The following is a 23,208-nucleotide window of genomic DNA, read 5'->3' as shown; positions in this document are numbered from 1 at the left end:
TTGATCAGAGTCTGTTGTTGTTATTAGCGTTATTTTCAGAACTTTCGGGCGTCTCCACCCTGAGGCTATGTAGCTGTAGTTCAACATGCACGCCACCGCACAATGAATTAGACTAACGTCCTAGCACCCAGGCCCTGCGCGCTCAGGCTGCCCGCTTCCCGCCCGACCCACGCTGTGACGGGCGCTTCTTTCTTGGCTTGAGCGCATAACGGTTCAGGCCCGCAAGGTGTATCTTGCGCAGATACACCGCCCAGTCTATCTGTCCAGCATTAACCGGAAACAACGCCTTGTCCACCGCACCCATGCGCTCGGTCAGAGCCAGAAGCTCATCATTGCGAAAAACATAATCCGGGGCCGTGTAGAAGCCAAACACCGTTGCCAGCTCCCGTGTTGTGTCCAGATTGCGTAACATCTTTAAGTCACCATTATAACCCAGCAGGTTCAGCGTACGGCGTGCTACGCTCAGTGGCAGGCGGACACCCCCTGCCAGAGCATCGAACAGCCTCCGGTTCACTGCGATAAAAGGACGGGTCGGGCGACGGTAAAAAAGTTGTTCATAGGATGCGTAATTGGTTTTTGCCTCCGTAATCAGGTGATCGATAAACTCACCCAGCGACAGGGGGTTCACACTACCGCTGCAGCACTGATAGATCCGGTGTCGGGGCGGCTCCTTCACCGCCTCGGATGCTGCAAGAATAATCGTGTTAGCAACCAGGTCCACGGGGATGACATCAATGATCCCTGAGCGTTTTCCCGGAAAAACGGATACTTTTTCTCTGGCGTAGGCCAAAATGATGGCATCTGCTACCTTCACTCCCTCAACCCAGCCGGGTGCCGGCTCCTCCAGGGCGCTTTCAATAATAGACGGGCGCACTATGGTCAGCGCACGGCCTTCCAACGCCTTCATCAATAACTGTTCACCCAGCCACTTGGTGAACGTATAGGTGTCACTCCAGCCGTAGCGATTTGCTTCACGAATGCCCAGATCCACCAGCTTACGCTCCAGGGCTCTGCCTGTGTACCGCGCGCGAATATCGGCAATACTGTCCTGAAGCAGCCGGATAACCTCTTCCACCTCATAATAGCCTGCCGGACTGCGAAGGATCTCCTCCCCCTCTGGCTTGATCACGGTTTCCGTAACCTGGCCGGCATTCTTTCCGTTTACATAACAGGTTGAAACCTGAACAACGGCAAGCTCCGGGTTCTCGCGGGCCAGACCTGCAATGTTTTCCAGGCACAGAGTGTTGATGGCCAACGCTTTATCGAGCTCTTCACGAAAATTAACACTCGCGGCAGAGTTAATAACAATATCAACAGTACCTGCCAGCTTCTGCAGCGCCTCGGGTGACAGACCAAACCCCGGCTGGGTAACCTCCCCTGTCACACAATGTATCCGCGCCTCGAGCAAGGCCTCAAACCCGTCGCCATGCTCCTGACGCAGGCGATCAAACACGGATGAGGCCGCAATGTCGTTAAGGAAACGGCTGTGAGCATCCGGGTGTTTGCGATTCCCGCGTATTAACAGGTGAATGCCGCCGATGTCCGGCACCGAACGTATCAGTTTTTCCAGCACCACCTTGCCCAGAAACCCGGTAGTGCCTGTAATCAGAACATGTTTACCATGCAACTGATCAAGAACTGTTGAGGAGGCCATCTCCGCTCCTGTCGCTTTTGTTATCATTTGAACACTCCATTTCATGGACACCTTCTGTACCCTATCCTTGCACATTTTCCGCACCTTTGCGGTGACGGACTGCATAACCAGATTAAAACACTACGCCACACCCCGCACCGATAAAATGCCAAAATAAAAGGCACACCCCGGATTGTCGGACAACCCTATTATTAAATTTGATACTGTTAGCAAACTGTTGCGTTGCGTTAAATTACGTATCGAAAGTGCGGACTGCTGCACATATTTCCACCACACCGTTTACTACGCTCAGGCATACCAGAAATTGACCACTGAAACGCCCAGCGGATGTCGCCAGGGCAAAATTACAATAACAGTGGCAATATTCCGACTAACAAAAACAGGCCTGATAAACATGCGCGACAGATACCGCTATATTGGTCCCGTGTACGACTTTCTGAGCAACCTCTACAGCGGCAAAAACATTCACCGCTGCAAAGTAGCCATGCTGGATCTGGAAACAGTAAAGCCCGGCGACCGCATCCTTTTTGCCGGGGTTGGTCATGGCAGGGATGCCCTGCGTGCCGCAGAGCTGGGCGCTGATGTAACCGTTGTTGACCTGTCAGAAACCATGCTGCGCAAGTTCAGGGAAGCCCATGAAGCGGAAGCGCCACACCTGAACATTCGCCACGTGCACAGTGACATCATGAAGGTGGCCGAGCTCGGCCAGTACGACATGGTTGTCGCCAACTTTTTCCTCAATGTATTTGATGAAGCCATGATGGAGCAGGTCCTGGAGCATCTGATACACCTTGGCAAAGCCGATGCCAGAATTGTGGTCGGCGACTTCTGCTACCCAACCGGCAACATTTTCTCCCGTGCGTTCAAGAAACTGCATTGGTATACAGCTGTTTTCACGTTCTGGCTGTTTGCCAACAATGCGTTTCATAAAATCTATAACTATCCGGAGCATATGCGACGCCTCGGACTCGAGGTGACCGAAAAGAAGCATTTCAAACTGCTGAACATGGACTGCTACTGGTCAATTCTCGGCCGCAAGCAGGCGTAACCCACCGCCTGCCTGATAATAACAACCGGGGAGATTCACAATGTCAGATCAGATCCTAGCACTTGACCAGGCCAGCGGGCAGGAAAGCACTGCCTTTACCTTCAGCGAAAGAGTCAGTTACCTGAAGAAGTTTGGCGGCCATTCACAGTCCTTTTCCACACTGCAGCCGGGGATGCGGTATTTCGATATCCCCGGCACAGGCTACGTCGCTTACATGCGTAAGTGGGGCAGCACATTTGTCTTGTCTGATCCGGTCTGCGCCCCGGAAGATCTCAATACGGTTCTTGAGCATTTCCATAAGCGCTACCCCAACGCCTCCTATATTCAGGTCTCCAGACCGGTGGTCGACATTCTGCACCGCCGCTTCGGCCTTTACGGAACACAGTTTGGCAGTGAGTCCCGCATCGATCTGAGCAAGTGGTCTCTCACCGGCAAGAAAAAACAGATTCTGCGCACAGCGCTCAATCAGGCTGAAAAGAATGGGATTAGCGTGCAGGAACGTTTCAGTGACGACCACACCCGTGAAATTTCGGAGGCCTGGATCCGGACCCGAAAATGTAAAAGTAATGAGATTCGCTTTCTTATCCGGCCCATGGAGATGGAGTACCGTGAAAATGAGCGCCATTTCTATGCGTATCAGAATGGCAAAGCCGTGGGCTTCATCTACTTTGACCCGATCTACCGCAACAATGAGATTGTCAGTTACGTGCCCAATATATCCCGGGCCAACGCCAATTTTCGCCAGGGGATTTTTTACACGCTGATGGCCCATGCCATGGAGGCGTTCCAAGCTGAGGGCATTCCTTATCTTGATCTGGGGCTTACTCCCCTGTCGCTTGACTCTGCCACAGAGCCCCAGGAAAGCCGGCTGTTAAAGAGACTCTTACACGGTGTCTATAACCGGGGCAATTTCCTTTATAATTTCAAAGGGCTGGAGTTTACCAAATCACGCTTTCGGGGTGAGCGCGTCAAAACTTACTGCTGCCACAAGCGCAGTGTTCCGGTACTGGAATTTATTGCCATGTTCAAGCTGACACGATTGCTATGAGGGTGCGCACCAGTGTTCGGTCACCCTGCCCGGCTGCAGTCCCAGGCCAGCCATAAACCCGGCAATCGCGTCCGGGGCCGGCCCTGAAAACAGAGCGGTTGTTACAGGCTGAGGCCGCGTACTTGTGTCTGCATTCGCACCTTCGAGCTTGCCCGCCCGGCCCATCAGCCAGACAACACGACGGGCGATGGCAGCCCCTGAGTCCACCCAGTACTGTACCGCCGGCAGACTCTGCCTCAGGTTTTCCAGCAACAGCGGGTAATGGGTACACCCGAGAACCATAGTATCAACCCCGGCGGTTTTCAAGCTTTCCAAAGCCGTATCAAGACGGTCCTGGGGCACAGGGACACCGCGGGCCAGGGCCTCAGCCCACTGTACAAGCCCCGGGTGCCCTACGCGCCAGACCTCGCAGTGTGCTGCAAACTCCTCTACGAGCTCATCAAGATAAACCCGGCGCACAGTTGCCGGTGTTGCCAGAATTCCTATACGACGGTTCCGGGTCTGCTGTGCTGCCGGTTTTACCGCAGGCACAACGCCGACAACCGGTACATCTGCCAGTGCCCGCACATGCGGCAACGCAACGGTGCTGGCTGTATTACAGGCGACAACAATTACATCGCACGGATACTGCTTGAGCGCTTTGGCAATGAGCGTACAACAACGGTCAATAACCACCGTTTCCGGCTTATCCCCATAGGGAAAGGCAGCATTATCGGCAAGGTATACAATGGACGCCCGGGGCAACTGTTCATGAATGCAGGTCGCAACACTCAGCCCGCCAATGCCTGAGTCGAAAACCAGTACGCGCAGCGGTCCATCCCTGTTCAACGCCCGCTACCTTCACTGGATATCATCTTTTCCATGTCCCGTATAAGGCGCCCTGAAATCGTGGTATCCGGAGGAATCGGAGGTCTGTCGCCAGGCAGATACCATCCGGCGTCTGCCAATTCATCTTCCTGAAGGACCAGTTCACCACCGGCATAATCGGCGAAGAAGCCGGCCATTAACTGGTGTGGGAATGGCCAGGGCTGGGACGTCTGATAACGTATGTTGGTCACATTCAGTCCGGTTTCCTCTTTGACCTCACGAACCACTGTTCCTTCCAGAGTTTCGCCGGGCTCTACAAACCCGGCAATAAGACTGTAAAAATGGCGCTTTACCCGTGATGATTTGGCCAGCAGATAACGGTCCTGGTTGCGTATCACCACAATCACACACGGAGCCAGGCGGGGGTACCAGGGAATATCACAAGCGTTGCACCACTTTGCCCGGGCCCGGGGATGAAACGCCAGACTGCCGCCACAACGACCGCAATATTTATGATCCTGAGCCCACTGCCACACCTGAAAACCGGTGCTGAGCATGGCGGCCGGCCCATCACCGATCGTCATTATTGCATCACGCAAAGACACTGTCTCAGTGTCTGTAATCAGAGACTCCGGCGCCTCGGTTACAAAAACCCGGCGGTTCTCAATATTACCCAACGACACAAAACTGGCTTCCCTGGCAATACCTGTGAGCCTTTCAAATGGCAGCAACCAGCCCTGCTGTGACCTGACAACGCCTGAGCCCGACAATACCAGCACAAGGTCACCCCGCTCGGGTGGCGTGGTTGTCCAGCCTGGAGTCCACTGAATCTCTGATGTTGTCATGTGCTGATACACCTCAGTGATAAGTTAAACACAGTCAAATGTACCACAGAGCCAGGCTCCTCAAGAATGCCGCCCGGACTTTCCGGCTCCTGCTCAACCAAGTAAACTTGGCAGCTGTTATCTACCAGGGCGACATTTTATGCGACTTTACCAGGGTATTCGTAGCCTGATTCTGACACTTTTCCGGAAAATACTGTTTTTGTGGGTTCGGACAGATGTCAGCGGTAACAGTGTTGATGCACTGGGGCTCTCCCCGGACACGCCTGTGTGTTACGTACTGCAGTACAGCTCGCTCTCAAACCGCCTGGTACTTGAACAGGAAGTCATACGGGCACAGTTACCTGGCGCCAGCACCTCTCTTCCGGTCAAAAATGGCCCGTCGCATTCGTTCTTTTTCCTCTATCGCCGTGTAGGTAAGTCTCTGCGTAAACGCCAGACACCCCGCCCTACGCCGGAATACCGGATGCTGGTACGTTACGGCCTGGAGCATCCGGAGAAAGATGTTCAGATTGTTCCGGTATCGCTTTTTTGGGGGCGGTCGCCGGATAAAGAAAAGTCTCTGGTAAAGCTGCTGCTCTCAGATACCTGGTCCGTTGCCGGCCGCTTGCAAAAGCTGCTGATCATTCTGGTCCATGGCCGCAACACCTACGTGCAGTTCAATACTCCGCTGTCCCTGAAGCAGGTTATCGATGAGTACCGCCACAGCGAAGAACGCGCAAACCGTAAACTTGCCCGCATCCTGCGTACCCATTTTCGCAAGGTACGACAAGCCGTTCTCGGGCCCGACCTCTCTCATCGCAGAACACTGGTGGAAGGGCTTCTGCGGACACAGGCCGTAAAAGAAGCCATTCGGGAAACCTCAGCCAAAGAAGACGCGCCACCGGAAAAAGTACGCGCCCGTGCTTATCGTTATGCCGACGAGATTGCCGCCAGCATGTCCATTGTGACCATCCGTTTTCTTGAGGTTGTGCTGGCCTGGTTGTGGAACCGCCTCTATAAAGGCATTGCTGTCAACAACATCAACGTTGTCAAAGAGTCGGCACAGGACAATGCCGTGGTCTATGTCCCCTGCCACCGCTCTCATATGGATTATCTGCTGCTCTCCTATGTGCTCTACAAAAACGGCCTGATGCCTCCTCACATTGCTGCGGGCATTAACCTGAACATGCCACTGGTGGGGCCCATTCTGCGCCGGGGCGGTGCTTTTTTTATGCGCCGCAGCTTCCGGGATAACCCTTTGTATGCCACGGTATTTAACGAATATATGCACGTTATGTTCACCCGCGGCTACTCAATGGAGTATTTTGTGGAGGGTGGCCGCAGCCGCACCGGGCGGATGCTTCAGCCACGCCCGGGCATGCTCTCTATGACGGTACGCAGCTTCTTGCGCGATCATCGAAAGCCCATTGTTTTTGTACCGGTTTACATCGGGTATGAGAAAGTTATGGAGGAGCGCTCTTATCTTGGTGAGCTTCGCGGCAAGAAAAAACAGAAAGAAAGCGTGTTTGGCCTGGCAAAATCAGCCCGTAGCCTCAGCAGCTCCTTCGGCAAGGTCGCGGTTAATTTTGGCGAAGCTATTCACCTGTCTGATGTACTGGATGAGGTACAGGACAGCTGGCGGGATGAAGCTTACGACGCCGAATACCGCCCTGCCTGGCTCAGCAGGGCCGTCTCCGAATTGTCTTTGCGGGTTGCGTCCAACATCAATGCCTCTGTGGCTGTGAATCCGATCGGTATGATCTCCACGGTTTTACTCGGCACCGAAAGGCTTGCCATGGACGAAAATCAGCTGGTCCGCCTGGCAGATCAGTATGCTGATTTACTGAAAGCATTTCCCTACGCTGACACCATGACACTGCCCGAGGGCAGTGGAAAAGACTGGGTGACCTACTGCGAGTCTATGGGGCTTGTTTCGAGGCAGCCCCAAAAGCTGGGAGATATTATTGGCCTGGAAGGCAGCAATGCCACTTTGATGACCTACTACCGGAATAACATTCAACACCTGTTTGCGTTGCCGGCACTGGTCGCCAGTCTGTTTGAAAACAAAAGCTCCCTGGCCCGTGAACGGATCGTATTCCTGGCGGGTGTCGCCTACCCATATATCCGTTCAGAACTGTTCCTGAAATATCAGCCTGGCGAAGCAAAAGATGCCATCAATCAGTGGATCGATGTCCTGGTAAATAAAGGTTTGCTGGTATCCATGGGCAATGGCCGGGTTGCCCGCCCCGAAGAGGGCACGGATGCCATGCTGCGGCTGCGAATGCTATCCCGGTTTATTATCCAGACTGTTGAACGCTACCACATTACCCTGGGAATACTGCGCAAATATGGCTCGGGCAGAATCACCGCTGAGGAACTTGAAGAGCAGAGCACATTGCTGGCAGAACGTATGTCCATTTTGTTCGGCCTGAATGCGCCGGAGTTTTTTGATAAAACCCTGTTCCGGAATTTCATTGCCAACATGCAGACGAACGGTGTTATTACCACCGATGACAACGGACTTCTCTGCTACGGCGAAGGGCTGGATGAAGTCGCCGATGATGCCCGGCTGGTGCTGAGCGTGGAAAAACGCCAGGCCATTCAGCAAGTCACCATGCTGGGGGCCTGAATCTGCAGCTGTCTGGTGGGTAATCGTGTGGCCTTAGCGCGGTGGCAAGGCCCGAACCGGATAAATATCGTAGCGGCTGCTTTTGCCCTCCACCCGGACAGAAGGCTCAGGCCCGGGAATGGCTGGTGCTTTGCGCGGACGCTTCACCACCACGCGATACCTGGCAACAGCCAATGCCGCATCCAGTAGTGTTGCCGCATCGACATCGTCTCCCACAACACTACGAAACACCTGCATTTCTTTCTTTACCATGGCCGACTTACCCAACTGCGGAAACATGGGATCCAGGTAAATGATATCCGCAACATGGGGTGAGTCCGGAGTGCCAACAGAGGCTGATAACCAGTCAATACTGCTTTCAGCCCGCAACGTCATACGCTCGATAATCGGCGCACACTCATCATTCAGCGCAGCACGGGATAGTCCGTCAGCCAGCAGCGCGTGAATCACCGGGTTACGCTCAAACAAACTGACCCGGCAGCCCAGACTGGCAAGTACAAACGCATCCTGGCCCAGGCCTGCGGTTGCATCCACAACATGCAGGCGTGCCCGGGTTTTGTGCAGGCCAACCGCCCGGGCAACAAGCTCACCCGAGCCACCACCATGTTCACGACGGTACCCCATTTTTCCGGATACAAACTCGGCCCTTACCGGGCCTGGAGCGCCCTTCCCTGTAATCTGTAAACACAGACCCTGATCATCCAGAAACAGCAGGACATCGGCATTACGCACGTCTTTGGGGCGTACCGTACCCAGATAAGGCAGTGAAAGCTGCGCACTGAGAGACCGCCCCTGGTATTCATCACCAAGCGGACTTCTGGCAACCGCCAGAGTTACATGCGCACCCGGGATAGTTGCACCAGAAGCATTTGAGCGTGCCATCAGCTATAACCTCAGTCCCGCCCCGGCAGCTTTTTCCAGGTAACTTCATCGCGAATGTACACCGGCTGTGCCTGTTCTGCAGGTACAGTCTGGCCCTTGCGGAATTTTTCAGCGGCCAGATAGGCCACCCAGCCTGCACGGGGAATGAGGCTTTCATCGATCGCACCCACCCGGGCCAGAACCTCCGGTGGCATCTGTTCACGGAAAGCCCATCCAGAGCCGACACCACTCCAGCACGTAACACCAGGCTCCAGAACTACCCGGGAAGGCGGGCAGACCTGCTCTTCCCCCAGCCGTTCCGGAAGCCCCGACCGGTTGCGGAAGCAGCCCCAGTAAAGCTCACTCATACGGGCATCAAAAGCCACAGCAATACCCTCACTGTCGCCTGGCTGCAGCCTTTCAATTGCCCCAAAGGCGACAGTTTCCAGAGACGAAACAGGCACAACCGGCAAATCCAGCCCCCAGGCCAGCCCCTGAATTACCCCGGTGGCAATACGAACGCCAGTAAATGATCCCGGACCACGGGCGAACGCCAGTGCATCCAGATCCTGAGGTTTCAGCCCCTGCTCCGCCAGCAGTTCCCGAACCATGGGCATTAAAAGCCGGGTATGCCCCCTGGGTGCATGCTCGAACTCCTCGATAACGTCACCATCAACAAAAAGGGCTGCAGAGCAGCCCTCTGAGGAGGTATCCAGTGCCAGAATTTTCACAGGTGTGAAGGGCCTCGCTTGAACATCAGTGGGCTACTTGAGGCTGGCAAGAATCTGCTCACGAATGCTATCCAGGCTACCAACGCCGTCTACCCGCACGTATTCTGGCGCCACATCCGGCTGCTTTTCAGCCAGCTCCTGATAGAAGCCAACGAGAGGTGCTGTCTGATCATGATAGATCGCCAGGCGGTTGCGAACCGTTTCTTCTTTATCGTCTTCACGCTGCACCAGGGGTTCGCCTGTTTTATCGTCTTTGCCTTCCTCTTTGGGCGGATCGAATTTTACATGATAGGTCCGGCCACTCGGCTCGTGTACACGACGCCCGGACAGGCGATTCACAATTTCTTCGTCATCTACCGCTATCTCGACAACGTAATCAATCACAATACCCTGATCTTTCAGCGCTTCTGCCTGTGGTATTGTGCGGGGGAACCCATCCAGAAGGTATCCGTTTTCGCAGTCCGGCTGCTGAATCCGCTCTTCAATCAGAGCAATAATAATGTCGTCGGATACCAGCCCGCCGGTTGCCATCACTTCCTTCACCTGTTTACCAAGCTCGGATTCGGCCTTAACCGCAGCCCGCAGCATGTCGCCGGTGGATATCTGGGGAATATCAAAACGCTCAGTTATAAATTGAGCCTGAGTTCCCTTACCTGCGCCTGGCGCGCCTAACATGATGATTCGCATTATTTTATGCTCCCGTACAATGTATAAAACAAGAAAAGTTGTGGCAAAAGCCCGCGCCTTTGCGACAACTTCTCCCGTGAAAAATGAATGAGTCCACCCCAATGCTGGCGCATTATACGAATTAGCGCACGTCAGAGGAAGCCGACCTCTGTAGCATCTGCAGCAAAAAGGTGGACAAGACCGCTATGCGTTAACCGGTGTTACGCATACCGGCAGAAATCCCTGCCATGGTCACCTTGAGAGCCTGCTCAACCAGATCCGGTACTTCGCCCTGGTTGTCATTTTCCCGGTCACGCTTCAGCAACTCTGCCTGCAGGTAGTGCAGCGGGTCTGTATAAGGATTACGTACACGCATGGAGTGCGCAAAGACCGGCTCATGCTCCAGCAACTCACTCTGCTCTTTGAGCTCCAGAAGACGCTGAACACAGGCCTCTAGCCGTTTGCCAAGACTGTCCCCCAGACTTCTGAGCTGATCATCGTCCAGCAGAGTCTGTTCATAGTAACCGGCGATGCGCAGATCTGCCTTGGCAAGCACCATCTCGAGCATATCCACATAAGTCTTGAAAAATGGCCAGCCCTGCATCATTTCGCGCAACACCGGTAACCGCCCTTCTCTGGCTGCATCTTCCAGCGCCACATCACTGCCCAGCCAACTGGGCAGCATCAAGCGCATCTGTGTCCAGGCAAAGATCCAGGGAATGGCCCGCAGGCTTTCCACACCTCCGGTGGCTTTGCGCCGTGCCGGTCTGCTTCCCAGCGCCAGTTTGCCAAGTGCCTGCTCCGGAGTTACCTGACGAAAATAGGGCACAAAGTCCGGGTTCTCCCGTACCACTTCCCGGTAGGCTTTAAGCGACCGCTCGGTGAGCCAGTCCATCGTCTCCCGCCAGTTGTCCTCAGGCTCGGGTGGCGGCGCAAGGGTGGCTTCGATCACGGCAGAGGTATAGAGGGTGAGACTTTGCACAGCAAGCCTGGGCAAGCCAAACTTGAAGCGGATCATTTCACCCTGTTCCGTAATGCGAAAGCTTCCGTTTACGGATCCCGGAGGCTGGGAAAGAATCGCGCTGTTGGCCGGGCCACCACCACGCCCCACGGTGCCGCCGCGTCCATGAAACAGTGTCAGGTGAATGCCGTATTGTGTTGCTACCTGAGTCAGTTTTTCCTGTGCCTGGTACTGGGCCCAGGCGGCCATCAGCTGGCCGGCATCCTTGGATGAGTCCGAATAACCAATCATGACTTCTTGCTGTCCGTGGCAGTATTCCCGATACCAGTCCACCTCAAACAGCGCGGCCATACTGTCAGGGGCACCACGCAGGTCGTCCAGCGTCTCGAACAAGGGGACAACCCGCATTGGAAACGTCATGCCCGACTCGCGCAAAAGCAGAATCACACTTAATACATCCGACGGCTGGCTGGCCATCGAAATAACATAGGACCCCAGAGCTTCAGGCGTCTGCCGGGCCACGACTTCACAGGTGTCCAACACCTCGCGCACAGGCGCTGACGGCTCCCAGTTTCTGGGGACCAGCGGCCGGCGCCCCTGAAGCTCGCTTAACAGAAATGTCTGGCGCTCTTTTTCAGACCAGGAAAGGTAGTCCCCCAACCCCAGGAATTCCACCATTTCAGCCACAGCCTCTGCGTGACGGGTTGCTTCCTGGCGAATGTCCAGACGAATGAGCGGCAGCCCAAACGTGTGGGCGCGGCGAATCGTATCCAGTAACGCACCTTCGGCAATATGCTCAAGCCCACACTCAGTCAGAGAGCGATAACACAGTTCCAGGGGCGCAATCAGATCCTCATTCTCAAACAGGATTCCATTAGCATCGGCCGGTTCGTTATTGATGCTGGCTTCAGCCCAGTCCCGGGTTTTGATGAGGCGATCCCGCAGATTTGCCAACACCTGCCGGTACGGTTCCCGGGAGTCGCCAGCCAGTTGCCGCAGCTCATCGCTCGCCTGCCACATGGACAGTTCCGCACGCAGTGATTTGATATCCCGGAGAAACAGGTCTGCTGCCATCCAGCGCCCGAGCAGGAATACCTTTCGGGTGACCTCATGGGTCACGTTCGGGTTACCGTCACGGTCCCCTCCCATCCAGGAAGCGATGCGGATGGGCGACGCCTGTAACGGGAGTCCTCGCCCTGTTGCCTCCTGGAGTGATGCGTCAAGCTCTCCAAGAAACCGGGGCAGCGCTTCCCAGAGGCTGTTCTCAATAACGGCAAAGCCCCACTTGGCCTCATCAACCGCAGTCGGGCGCTCATGGCGAATCTCATCCGTGTGCCAGGCCTCAGCCACTAATCGGGAAAGGCGCCCAATAATTTCTTCCCGCTCGGATGGCAGCAGGTCGTCGTGATCCAGGCTGGACAGACAATCCGACATCTCATCGTACTTCATGATCAGTGTACGCCGGGCCACCTCCGTCGGGTGGGCGGTCAGCACAAACTCCAGCCGCATTCCGGCGACGCACTGATGCAAGGCATCGGCACTGGTGCCATTGGCTTTCAGACGTTCAAACACCTCGGATAGAGGCTCCACCTTAAGATCCGAATGATGATCACGCCTGCGGCGAATCCCGTGATATTGCTCCGCCAGATTTGCAAGGTTGAGAAACTGGTTAAAAGCCCGGGTAACCGGCAACAGTTCATCATCGCGAAGTTTGCCAAGGAGACTGATCAGTCGCTGCCCGGAGCCACTTTCCTTACGACGATCAGACTTGGCAGCTGCCCGGACTTCTTCAATAAGTTCAAAGCATTCCTGGCCGGGGTGGCGCTGAATGCTTTGCCCCAGCAGCTCGCCCAGCATACGGACATTCTCACGGAGATCAGGGTGTAACTCGGTCACATTGGCATCCTTGTGGATTGCAGGAAACACAGTAAAGTCACAATACTAAGGAAGTACCGGGAAAGTCTATCGGCACCTGGAGATGGTCAGCTTTTCTTTTCCACGCCCTTGACCGACTGCCAGATTCCATCAAGGGTCTCGAGCGTTTCGTCATCAAAGGAACGGCCCTGGCGTTCCAGAGCCTGTTCAATGGCCCGGAACCTGGCTTCGAACTTATGGTTGGTGCGCCCCACGGCCTGCTCCGGGTTTACTTTCATGAAGCGCGCCAGGTTCACACAGACAAACAGCAGGTCACCCAGCTCCTCTTCAACGGCATCCTCATCCCCCTGCCCGGTCCGGGCGGCCTGCCAGGCCTCTTTCAGCTCATCTATTTCTTCATGAAGCTTGTCGAATACCGGCTCAATGTCGGGCCAGTCAAAGCCGTGCCTGGAGGCCCGTTTCTGCAGCTTTTCGGCGCGCATCATTGCCGGCAGAGTACGGGCAATTCCGTCCAGCCGGCCTTGCGGCCCCGCATTTACCACAGGTTCCCGGGCCCGCTCCTCTGCTTTGATCCGCTCCCAGCTCTCCCTGATCCAGGCTTCATCGGGTCGGTTGTCCGGGTCTATGCGGCTTTCCAGAGTTCCCTCGGGAAACACATGGGGATGCCGGCGCACAAGTTTGCGTACCAGGTTATCCACCACGGCATCAAAGCTGAAAAGATCTTTTTCTGCCCCTATCCGGGAGTAAAAGATAACCTGAAACAACAGGTCGCCCAGTTCATCCCTGAGGTTGCTGTAGTCTTCCCGTTCAATGGCATCGGCGACTTCATGAGCTTCTTCCAGTGTGTGCGGTACGATACTTCTGAATGTCTGCCGGGTATCCCAGGGACAGCCGGTTTCCGGGTCCCGCAACCGGGCCATCAGCTCTTTCAGATCTTCAATGGTGTAACTCATGAACGTTTACGCCTGACGTCAATAATGTTGGGCAGGTTGCGAATCTGGGCCAGCAACCGTGCCAGCTGTTCCAGACTGGATATCTCCACAGAAACGGTCATGGTGGCGGTATTGTCATCCCGGTTCGTGGCGGTATGAAGCGATATAACGTCACTTTTCGAAACCGACAGCACCTGCGTGATATCCCGCAACAGGTCAGACCTGTCGTAGGCTTCAATTTCGATATCCACCGGATAAACAGATTCCTGCTGTCCACCCCAGCTCACCTCAATAATCCGGTGTGGTTCCACATCCTGAAGGTTCAGAAACGTAAGGCAGTCCTGCCGGTGAATGGTTACCCCCCGACCAACGGTTATATAGCCACCTATGGCATCCCCGGGCAAAGGCTTACAGCATTTTGCCACCTGGGTTTTCAGTTTTCCCACACCCTGAATATGAATGTCCGACTCTGTGTCGTAGGCCTTGCGCTTCTGGGTGACCAGTTTCAGATCCAGCTGTTCAGTCTCGGGCTCCAGCAGTTGCTGTGCCGTATTGGCGACCTGAGTCGGGCGCAGGTCGCCGGCACCCACGGCCGCAAACAGGTCGTCGGCACTGTGGTAATTCACCTTGGCCGCCAGTTCATTCAGGTCGACATCATGCAAAGACAGGCGCCCGAACTCATCATCAAGGATGGCGCGACCGTCTATGATATTACGCTCACGGTTCTGTTGCTTGAACCAGTGCGTCACCTTCGCCCTGGCCCTGGACGTTTTCAGATAGCCAAGACTGGGGTTCAGCCAGTCGCGACTGGGTGCAGGGTTGGTTTTGGTCGTAAGAATGGAGACCTGCTCCCCGGTTTTAAGCGGATACGTCAAAGGTACGATGCGACTGTCCACCCGGGCACCCCGACAGGCATGGCCAATCTCGGTGTGTACCCGGTAGGCGAAGTCGATAGGGGTCGCACCCTGTGGCAGATCGACAACATGCCCGTCGGGCGTAAACACATAAATCCGGTCCGACACAACATCAGACTTGAGGTGATCCGCTAACCCTGACAGATCACCCAACTCTTCCTGCCACTCCATCACCTGCCGGAGCCAGTTGATTTTGGCGTCGTAGCCGGAAGACTTGCCAGCTTTGTCTGTACCTTTGTAGAGCCAGTGAGCACAGACACCCAGCTCGGCATCTTCATGCATCGCATGGGTGCGGATCTGCACCTCCATCACCTTGCCATCAGGCCCGATAACGGCGGTATGCAACGATTGGTAGCCGTTTTCTTTGGGATTGGCAACATAGTCATCGAACTCATTGGGGATATGCCGCCAAAGCGTATGCACAATCCCCAGAGCCGCATAGCAATCCCGCACTTCCGGCACCAGGATGCGCACCGCCCGAATATCGTAAACCTGGGAAAAGTCTATTCCCTTCAGGCGCATTTTCCGCCAGATGCTGTAGATATGCTTGGCACGGCCAGACAAGGAAGCTTCAATGCCGGATGCCTGCAGTTTTGCCTGCAAGGTTGCAATCACGCGCCGGATATAGCCTTCGCGATCAAGGCGCCTTTCATCCAGGAGGCTGGCAATCTTTTTATACGCAGTTTCATGCAGGTAGCGGAATGAAAGATCCTCCAGCTCCCATTTAATATGACCTATCCCCAGGCGGTGGGCCAGTGGCGCATAAATATCAAAGACTTCCCGGGCAACCCGCATGCGTTTTTCTTCCGGTGCATCTTTGACGGCCCGGATGGCACAGGTGCGTTCTGCAAGTTTGATGAGTGGAACCCGCACATCATCCACCATCGTAACCAGCATCTTGCGAACATTATCCAGCTGGCCCTCACTCTGCCCCAGCACATTGCCCTTGAGCGGATGGTGTATCGAGGAAATCGCCGCCATTTGCTGGACACCGTTGATCAGCCCGGCGATCTCTTCACCAAACTCTTTACGGATAACCTCCAGCCTGACCCGCTCCTCCCGAACGGCGCGGTAAAGAATAGCCGCCACAAGACTGGCCTGATCCAGACGCAGTTCAGCCAGAACCTGAGCCATTTCAAGACCGGTCCGGAAACTGCTGGCGCCCGGCGCCCAGACCCTGTCCTCCCGGAACGCCTGCAGATCAATTTCAGCGGCCTTTTCACACGCCTGCCGAAATTGCTCCACGTCATCCAGATGGGTCTGGGAAGCGATATGCTGCACCCATCCCTCGATATCAACCTGGCCATCGCCGGACATTGCGTAGTCTTCGCGAACTTTTACCATATCTGCCTTGCTATTCCTGTTGACTCACACAGCGATCCCTGTCTGCGCACAACAACATTCAACGTTCCGTGCGCTCAAACAATGCAATGGACTCCACATGGGTAGTGTGGGGAAACATATCCATGACCCCCGCACGTACCAGTCGATATCCATTACGAGCCATGACTCCGGCATCTCTGGCCAGAGTAGCGGGATTACACGACACATACACAATTCTGCTGGCACCAAACGCTGTCAGGTACTTACAGATCTCTTCTGCACCGGTACGGGGCGGATCAATAAGGATTTTATCGAAGCCTTCTTTTGCCCAGCTCTGGCCGGTAAAGTCACCGTGCAGATCCGCGCCGTGGAAGGCCACATTTGCCAGGCCGTTCAGTTCGGCGTTTTCCCGACCGCGCACGACCATGGCGTCATCGCCTTCCACACCCACAACCTCGCCACCTTTACGGGCAAGCGGCAGAGTAAAGTTGCCAAGCCCGCAAAACAGGTCCAGAACCCGCTCATCCGGCTGCACATCCATCCACTCTACCGCAGTGCTCACCATATCTCTGTTAATGCCTGCGTTAACTTGTGTGAAGTCCATGGGGTGGAATGTCATGGAGAGGTCAAACGCATCCAGCCGGTAGCTCAGGCGCTCCTGATGCCTGCCCGCTGACTCAGGCCATATCCGATGTACGGTATCCGGACCTTTAGGCTGCAGATAAATATGCAGATCGTGATTCTGACCAAAGGCAATCAGCTTTTCCCGGTCCCTGCTACTCAGGTCATCCATGTTGCGAAAGACCATCGCAGCCGCATCGTCGCCACAGGCAACCTCTACCTGGGGGATGCGCGCATAGGCATCCATGCTGTAGAGCAATTCCCGCAGCGGGACAATGCGTTCACCAATGCGGGGGTCAAGCACCAGGCAACGATCAATATCGGTAAGAAAACTGTTTCGTTTTTCCCGGAACCCGACCAGCACCGAGTCCCGTGCCTTAACATAGCGCACGCCCATGCGGGCCTTGCGACGATACCCAAGGGTATCCCGCGAACGCAGAGGCGCAACCCACTCTTCGGGTTCTATGCCACCAAAATGCGCAAACTGCTCACGCAATGTATTTTCCTTGAACCGGATCTGTGCATCGCCGCTCATATGCTGAAGGCTGCAACCACCACACAGATCTGCAAACTCACAGGGAGGGGTTTGCCGGTCCGGAGCTGCCTCCAGCACTTCAAGCGTGCGCAACTCATCAAACTTACTCCGGGAGGAAACAACTTTGGCCATAACGGTTTCACCGGGCAAGGCGCCATCCACAAACAGGATCTTACCTTCCTGGCGAGCGATTCCGCGGCCATCATGGCTAAGGGTGTCAACCGCACAACGCACGGGTTCCGTAGGAAGAGCTTTCCTGCGTCGTCTGCTCATAATCTGTTCTCTTGATAGTGTCTGGTTCAGGCGCCCGGGAATACGCCGGTGGATAAGTAGCGGTCACCCCGATCACAGATAATGGCCACGATAATGGCATTTTCAACCTGCTCAGACAGCCGCAGAGCAGCTGCTATGGAACCGCCGGATGATACACCGCAAAAAATCCCTTCCCGCTCTGCCAGTGCACGCATGGTGTCTTCGGCTTCCTGCTGGCCAATATCAAGAACCTGATCTACCCGGGCAGCGTCATAAATGCTGGGTAGATAGGCTTCGGGCCAGCGCCGGATACCCGGTATAGACGCGCCTTCTGTTGGCTGCAGACCAATGATACTGATGTCCGGATTGCGCTCCTTCAGGTATCGGGATACGCCCATAATTGTACCGGTTGTTCCCATTGAGCTGACAAAGTGGGTAACCCGGCCTTCCGTCTGCTCCCAGATCTCCGGGCCTGTGGTGCGATAGTGGGATAGCGGGTTGTCTTCGTTGCTGAACTGGTCGAGCACCGTGCCCTTCCCCGCAGCCTGCATTTCCAGGGCCATATCCCGGGCCACCTCCATGCCTTCTTCCTGGCTCACGGTTATAATTTCCGCACCATAGGCTCGCATTGACGCGCGCCGCTCTTCACTCATGTTCGCCGGCATGATAAGCACCATGCGATACCCCTTGATTGCAGCCGCCATGGCCAGAGCAATCCCGGTGTTACCGCTGGTTGCCTCAATCAGCGTATCGCCGGGCTTGATTTCACCACGGTTTTCGGCCTCCTGAATCATGCCGATAGCTGGCCTGTCTTTCACTGAGCCGGCGGGGTTGTTGCCCTCAAGCTTTGCCAGAATGGTATTACTGGTATCGCCGGGAAGCCGCTGTAGCCGAACCAAAGGCGTATGCCCGACATAATCTTCTATTGTAGGAAAATGCATATTTAAACCCTGTGGTACACTTTTAACGTGGCATGATACGCCTTATGACGGCAGTCGCCCAATAAGGGTTCTCGCTAAAACCATGACGGCAGGCTATATCAGGTGCAGATACCTGAGCCCGGCCGGACCAGCTGCACAGGCCTCCGCTCCCGGAAAGCCTGCTGCCTTACATGGACGTGGTCGGTATAAACCGGCGGTGTCAGGTTCTGTTCAGGAAGTCAGGTATGCGACATTGGGGTATTCGCAAAAAAGTGCTGGTGGTAACCCTGGTTCCCACGCTTATCACCACGCTTATGCTCGGACTGTTTTTTACTTACAGCTGGGTCAACAACATTGAAAACCTGCTGAAAGATCGTGGAGAGTCCCTGAGTCGCCAGCTTGCCGCCGGTTCTGAGTATGGCCTGTTCACCACCAACCACAACCTGCTTAACAGCCTGTCCAGTGCCCTGCTGGAGGAGCAGGATGTTCGCTCAATCACATTTTTCGATGCCGATCGCAACCGCTTGCTGCACACAGGCCCGGGCGGCACAGACAGCCTCGAAAACAGCCACCTGGCCAGTGAGCAGGCAACGAACATTGCCTTTGCAGCCAGCACTCGCTTTGTGACTCCGGTTTTTCTCAAGGAGCTCATGATTCAGACTCTCCCAGACCCGGATTCGCTGCAGACCGCTTCCCGCCAGAAAGAGCCTCTGGGCTGGGTTGTTGTAGAGATGTCTCATATCCGCACTGAGAAAGAGACCTACAAAGCGGTTCTCATCTCTTTGCTGCTGGTGCTGGGCGGGGTCGCATTCAGCCTGCTGGTGGCGCTGCGCCTGAGCCGTGCCTTTACCGGGCCGGTATTCGAACTGAACGAAGCGGTGGCAAAACTGAAGGAAGGTAAGCTTGAAACCCGTGTTCATACTCAGGCTGGGCCGGAGTTCGAGCAGCTTGAATCAGGGCTCAATGCCATGGCCGAGGAACTGAGCAATGCTCAGATGGAAATGCAGCACAATATTGATCAGGCCACCGAAGACCTGCGAGAGACGCTGGAAACCATCGAGGTGCAGAATATTGAGCTCGACATGGCACGCAAACAAGCGCTGGAGGCGAGCCGTATAAAGTCTGAATTTCTGGCCAACATGTCCCATGAAATCCGCACCCCGCTCAATGGCATTATCGGTTTTACCGAGTTGCTGCTGAAAAGCCCGCTGCCCCGACAACAACGGGACCATCTGAGCACTATCCGAAAATCGTCTGAAATTCTGCTTACCATCATTAACGACATCCTGGACTTTTCCAAAATTGAAGCCGGCAAGCTCAAGCTTGACCGGGTGCCCTTCCAGCTCCGGGATATCGTAGAAGAAGTAATGGTTATGCTGGCTCCGGCTGCGCACAGTAAAAACCTCGATCTGGTTCCCCTGGTGTATAACGATGTACCGGACAATATTTTAGGGGACCCGCTACGTGTGAAGCAGGTCGTCACCAACCTGGTGAACAATGCCATCAAGTTCACCCAGACCGGCGAGGTCGTGTTACGAGCCAGCCTTGAAGAGGAAGCTGACGAAAGCAACCAGTTCACTTTACGCCTGAGCATTACGGACTCAGGTGTCGGATTGTCCAGAGCGCAACAACAGACTCTGTTCAACGCATTCAGTCAGGCAGATGCCTCGACCGCCCGACAGTATGGCGGCACCGGGCTGGGTCTGGCGATTTCCAAGCGCCTGGTGGAGGAAATGGGGGGCGAGATTGGCCTGGACAGTGAACTGGGCAAAGGCTCTACGTTCTGGTTTACGCTCACCCCGGAACTCGCTACAGCGACACAAACCATCAATCCGATGGATGCACTGCAGGGAGAGCGGGTGATCTACCTGGAACACCAAAAAACATCCGGGCTTGCGGTTGAGCATTTGCTGGGTGACTGGGGCATCACCGTGGACCGGGTTGCAACTCCCGATGCAATGGAAGAACAGATAACCAGTGCCCAGAAAAGTCAGTCAGGTTATGCCGCTGCCATTATAGGGCTCACAAATCATCTGCTCAGTTCAAGCCAGTACTACAACCTTGTCCGAAACCTGGAAGTTGAGCGTGATTGCCGTACCCTGTTACTGACACCCACGCTGGAGGTGCAGGACTCGCCACTGCCCGAACTCGCCAGTGGCCACCTGACCAAACCCGTATGCCGCCAGTCGCTTTATAATCAGCTTCTGCTTCTGGTACATGGCATTAGCAGCGCCCGGCATAGCACTTTGCACTCGCCCCCTGAAACGCGCCCTCCTGCGTCCACGGGCATCCCCCGGATCCTGGCTGTCGATGACAACGACGCCAATCTGAAACTGGTTATCACACTCCTGAAGGATTATGGAATTAACGCAGAGCCTGCATCCAGCGGTTTTGAAGCGCTGAGCAAAGCCCGGAAAACTCCTTTCGACCTTGTGTTCATGGACCTTCAGATGCCGGGCATGGATGGCCTGGAAGCTACGTCGCATCTGCGTGAAATGGATGACAGCAACCATAGAACCAGTATTATCGCGCTCACAGCACATGCGCTGGCTGATGAGCGGGAGCGTCTGATCCGGCAGGGTTTTGACGGCTACCTGCCCAAGCCCATCAGTAGCGGCCAACTGGCCGAAATCATACTTGAGTACACCGGTTATCAGGTCAGGTCGCCGGCTGCCACAAACCTGCTGCCAGTATCTGAGGTACGGGATACCCGCCGCCCACTACGGCCCTCTACCCGAAAAATGCAGCGGGACTGTGTAAGCGTGAGCGAGAGCATTCAACTGGCAGGTGGCAAAGCAGACCTTGCAGAAGAACTTTTCAGCATGCTTCTGGAGCAACTTCCCACAGATGCGATTAGTATCAGACAACTCTGGAGCAGTGGTGATCTGGAGGAGTTACTGGAATGCGTACATAAGCTGCACGGGGCTACCCGTTATTGTGGCGTACCCGAGTTGCGTGTGGCGGCCGGCCGTCTGGAAACAGCACTCAAGCGCTCTGCCCCGGATACAGAGACACAGATGACCCAGCTGGTCTCTGCGATTGAGCGGCTGCAAATCTGGAGTGAACAGACCGACTGGCAAGCTATCTTCCGGGCACACCATCAGCGACGCAGCCGCGACTGATGGTGCACTGCTGCAGGTGGGTTACGCTGAGCTGCGTGCCCGCTCCAGAATCGCCTTCATGTCGCGAACCGCTTCTTTAAGGCCGCTAAAGACAGCCCGCGCAATAATAGCGTGGCCGATATTGAGTTCATTAATACCAGGGATGGCCGCAATTTTTTCCGTATTGTGATAATGCAGTCCATGGCCGGCATTCACAATCAGTCCTTTTGTACGGGCATAGGCAACCGCATCCGCCAGCACTCTGAACGTGGCCTCTTCCGCTTCGGCACCCGGCGCCTGTGCGTATTCGCCGGTATGGAGTTCGATCACCGGGGCACCACAGCGCACGGCAGCATCAATCTGGGCCGGATCCGGGTCAACAAACAGAGAAACCTCAGCACCCTGGCGAGCAAGGCGCTCACAGGCTCTGGCCACTCGCTCTTCCTGCCCTATAACATCCAGCCCACCTTCAGTGGTGAGCTCTTCCCGTTTTTCAGGAACCAGGCACACGCATTCCGGCTGAACCTCTTCGGCAAACTCAAGCATGGCATCCGTCACCGCCATTTCGAGGTTCATTTTGGTGTGCAGCACTTCTTTCAGCAGCCGGACATCACGGTCCTGAATGTGGCGACGATCTTCCCTGGGATGGATCGTAATGCCATCTGCACCTGCTTCCTCTGCGATCATGGCAGCCTGTACCGGGTCGGGATAACGCGTTCCCCGGGCCTCACGTAAGGTGGCAATATGATCGATATTGACACCAAGCAACACTCTAGGATTCATGACGTTCTCCCTTTTGATGAATAAAAAGACTGCGGCTGTTCAGTGGGCGCCCCTGAAGCAAGTAGTCGGTCAGTATGCGCATCACCCGTTTTGCTACCCGACGGCAGGCAGGTGTTTCATAGTCTCCTTCGGCAAGAGCCAGCAGGGCTGCTCCCGGCAGGTTCTGCAAGCGCGTACCGGCTGACACACCGGCAATAATGCCTTGTTCGGGATCATAGCAATAGGCCTGCTCTGCAGTCACTGATTCGCCGGTATCCATTGCCAGATCCCAGGCAAAATCGTAACCCATAGCGGCTGCAAAGGCCTGTTCGAATTTTCGTAATACCGGCTCAACATCGGATGTTGCCGCCAATTGCGACAACGCCTCAATGTAAGCGGCAAAAAGGGTCGGGTGGGGGTCGGCCGGAGGCAACACCCGCTGCACCAGCTCATTGAGATACAGTCCACTGTATAACGCTACGGTGCGGCGCAATACCGGCCCTTCACGCATATCCGTTTCCGTCAGGGTTTTCAGGTCACTGCGCCCCGTCCAGCCCAGAAAAAGCGGCTGAAATGGTTGCAACTGGGCTTTCAACGGGCTCTTGCTGCTGTTGGCGCCGCGCGCTATTGCGCTTATACGGCCATGATTCAGGGTAAACAGATCAACTATGAGGCTGGTTTCCCGCCAGGGCCGGCGATGAATCACATACGCGGGTTCCAGCTGCTGCGCTTCTCTTGTCATAG

The 23,208-nt window shown here is 55.2% G+C and carries 17 protein-coding genes; 4 read left to right on the top strand and 13 right to left on the bottom strand.

Translation table 11 applies throughout. From position 1 onward, the window contains the following. Positions 1-142: 142 nt before the first annotated feature. Positions 143-1,654 (bottom strand): fatty acyl-CoA reductase, encoded by a 1,512-nt coding sequence (locus FFI95_RS11895; RefSeq protein ID WP_246069506.1) that lies wholly within the window; start codon positions 1,652-1,654, stop codon positions 143-145. Positions 1,655-2,048: 394 nt separating this feature from the next. Here FFI95_RS11895 and FFI95_RS11890 point away from each other — a divergent pair, with 394 nt between their 5' ends. Together FFI95_RS11890 and FFI95_RS11885 are read left to right on the top strand one after the other, a co-directional pair. Continuing rightward, positions 2,049-2,702, top strand: coding sequence for a class I SAM-dependent methyltransferase (locus tag FFI95_RS11890; protein ID WP_144822823.1), 654 nt, complete (start codon positions 2,049-2,051; stop codon positions 2,700-2,702). Between the two features lie 40 nt (positions 2,703-2,742). Continuing rightward, on the top strand, positions 2,743-3,750 hold the full coding sequence (locus tag FFI95_RS11885) for a DUF2156 domain-containing protein (RefSeq protein ID WP_144822821.1): 1,008 nt from the start codon (positions 2,743-2,745) through the stop codon (positions 3,748-3,750). Here the strand turns inward: FFI95_RS11885 and murI are convergent. Next, a complete protein-coding gene (gene murI / locus FFI95_RS11880; RefSeq protein WP_144822819.1) occupies positions 3,745-4,578 on the bottom strand; it encodes a glutamate racemase in 834 nt (277 codons plus the stop codon). The genes FFI95_RS11885 and murI overlap by 6 nt on opposite strands. Next, a complete protein-coding gene (gene nudC, locus FFI95_RS11875) occupies positions 4,575-5,402 on the bottom strand; it encodes an NAD(+) diphosphatase (protein WP_144822817.1) in 828 nt (275 codons plus the stop codon). The genes murI and nudC overlap by 4 nt, the downstream gene beginning before the upstream one ends. Before the next feature lie 139 nt (positions 5,403-5,541). On the opposite strand from nudC, the gene plsB reads away from it, so the two are divergent. Beyond that, complete coding sequence (gene plsB, locus FFI95_RS11870; RefSeq protein ID WP_144822815.1) at positions 5,542-8,010, top strand: glycerol-3-phosphate 1-O-acyltransferase PlsB; 2,469 nt, start codon at positions 5,542-5,544, stop codon at positions 8,008-8,010. 33 nt (positions 8,011-8,043) lie between these two features. Here plsB and FFI95_RS11865 read toward each other — a convergent pair whose 3' ends face one another. The 8 genes from FFI95_RS11865 to cysM all read right to left on the bottom strand — a co-directional run bounded on the left by FFI95_RS11865 (position 8,044) and on the right by cysM (position 18,622). Then, positions 8,044-8,892, bottom strand: coding sequence for a class I SAM-dependent methyltransferase (locus FFI95_RS11865; protein WP_144822813.1), 849 nt, complete (start codon positions 8,890-8,892; stop codon positions 8,044-8,046). An 11-nt stretch (positions 8,893-8,903) separates the two neighbouring features. Beyond that, positions 8,904-9,602 (bottom strand): tRNA (adenosine(37)-N6)-threonylcarbamoyltransferase complex dimerization subunit type 1 TsaB, encoded by a 699-nt coding sequence (gene tsaB / locus FFI95_RS11860; protein ID WP_144822811.1) that lies wholly within the window; start codon positions 9,600-9,602, stop codon positions 8,904-8,906. Between the two features lie 33 nt (positions 9,603-9,635). After that, complete coding sequence (gene adk / locus FFI95_RS11855; RefSeq protein WP_144822809.1) at positions 9,636-10,289, bottom strand: adenylate kinase; 654 nt, start codon at positions 10,287-10,289, stop codon at positions 9,636-9,638. 190 nt (positions 10,290-10,479) lie between these two features. Further along, on the bottom strand, positions 10,480-13,125 hold the full coding sequence (gene ppc / locus FFI95_RS11850; RefSeq protein ID WP_144822807.1) for a phosphoenolpyruvate carboxylase: 2,646 nt from the start codon (positions 13,123-13,125) through the stop codon (positions 10,480-10,482). A gap of 86 nt (positions 13,126-13,211) precedes the next feature. Further along, a complete protein-coding gene (mazG, locus tag FFI95_RS11845) occupies positions 13,212-14,057 on the bottom strand; it encodes a nucleoside triphosphate pyrophosphohydrolase (RefSeq protein WP_144822805.1) in 846 nt (281 codons plus the stop codon). Next, complete coding sequence (gene relA, locus FFI95_RS11840) at positions 14,054-16,294, bottom strand: GTP diphosphokinase (protein WP_144822803.1); 2,241 nt, start codon at positions 16,292-16,294, stop codon at positions 14,054-14,056. The genes mazG and relA overlap by 4 nt, the downstream gene beginning before the upstream one ends. 58 nt (positions 16,295-16,352) lie before the next feature. Continuing rightward, positions 16,353-17,702 carry a 23S rRNA (uracil(1939)-C(5))-methyltransferase RlmD gene (rlmD, locus tag FFI95_RS11835; protein WP_144822801.1) on the bottom strand — a complete coding sequence of 450 codons (1,350 nt, stop codon included), beginning with the start codon at positions 17,700-17,702 and terminating at the stop codon, positions 16,353-16,355. A 26-nt stretch (positions 17,703-17,728) separates the two neighbouring features. Then, positions 17,729-18,622 (bottom strand): cysteine synthase CysM, encoded by an 894-nt coding sequence (gene cysM / locus FFI95_RS11830; RefSeq protein WP_144822799.1) that lies wholly within the window; start codon positions 18,620-18,622, stop codon positions 17,729-17,731. A gap of 224 nt (positions 18,623-18,846) precedes the next feature. Between cysM and FFI95_RS11825 the strand changes: the two genes are divergently transcribed. Further along, entirely contained in the window at positions 18,847-21,723 is a 2,877-nt protein-coding gene (locus FFI95_RS11825) for an ATP-binding protein (protein WP_144822797.1), read from the top strand. 21 nt (positions 21,724-21,744) lie between these two features. Here FFI95_RS11825 and pdxJ read toward each other — a convergent pair whose 3' ends face one another. Then, positions 21,745-22,485 (bottom strand): pyridoxine 5'-phosphate synthase, encoded by a 741-nt coding sequence (pdxJ, locus tag FFI95_RS11820; RefSeq protein ID WP_144822795.1) that lies wholly within the window; start codon positions 22,483-22,485, stop codon positions 21,745-21,747. Then, positions 22,475-23,206, bottom strand: a complete 732-nt coding sequence (recO, locus tag FFI95_RS11815; protein ID WP_144822792.1) for a DNA repair protein RecO — start codon at positions 23,204-23,206, stop codon at positions 22,475-22,477. Before recO ends, pdxJ begins: the two co-directional genes overlap by 11 nt. Between the last annotated feature and the right edge of the window lie 2 nt (positions 23,207-23,208).

This window comes from Marinobacter piscis, from assembly GCF_007671655.1.
Taxonomy (GTDB): domain Bacteria; phylum Pseudomonadota; class Gammaproteobacteria; order Pseudomonadales; family Oleiphilaceae; genus Marinobacter; species Marinobacter piscensis.
Note: the sequence above shows the minus strand (reverse complement) of the source record. Positions and strands in the feature narration are given on the sequence as shown.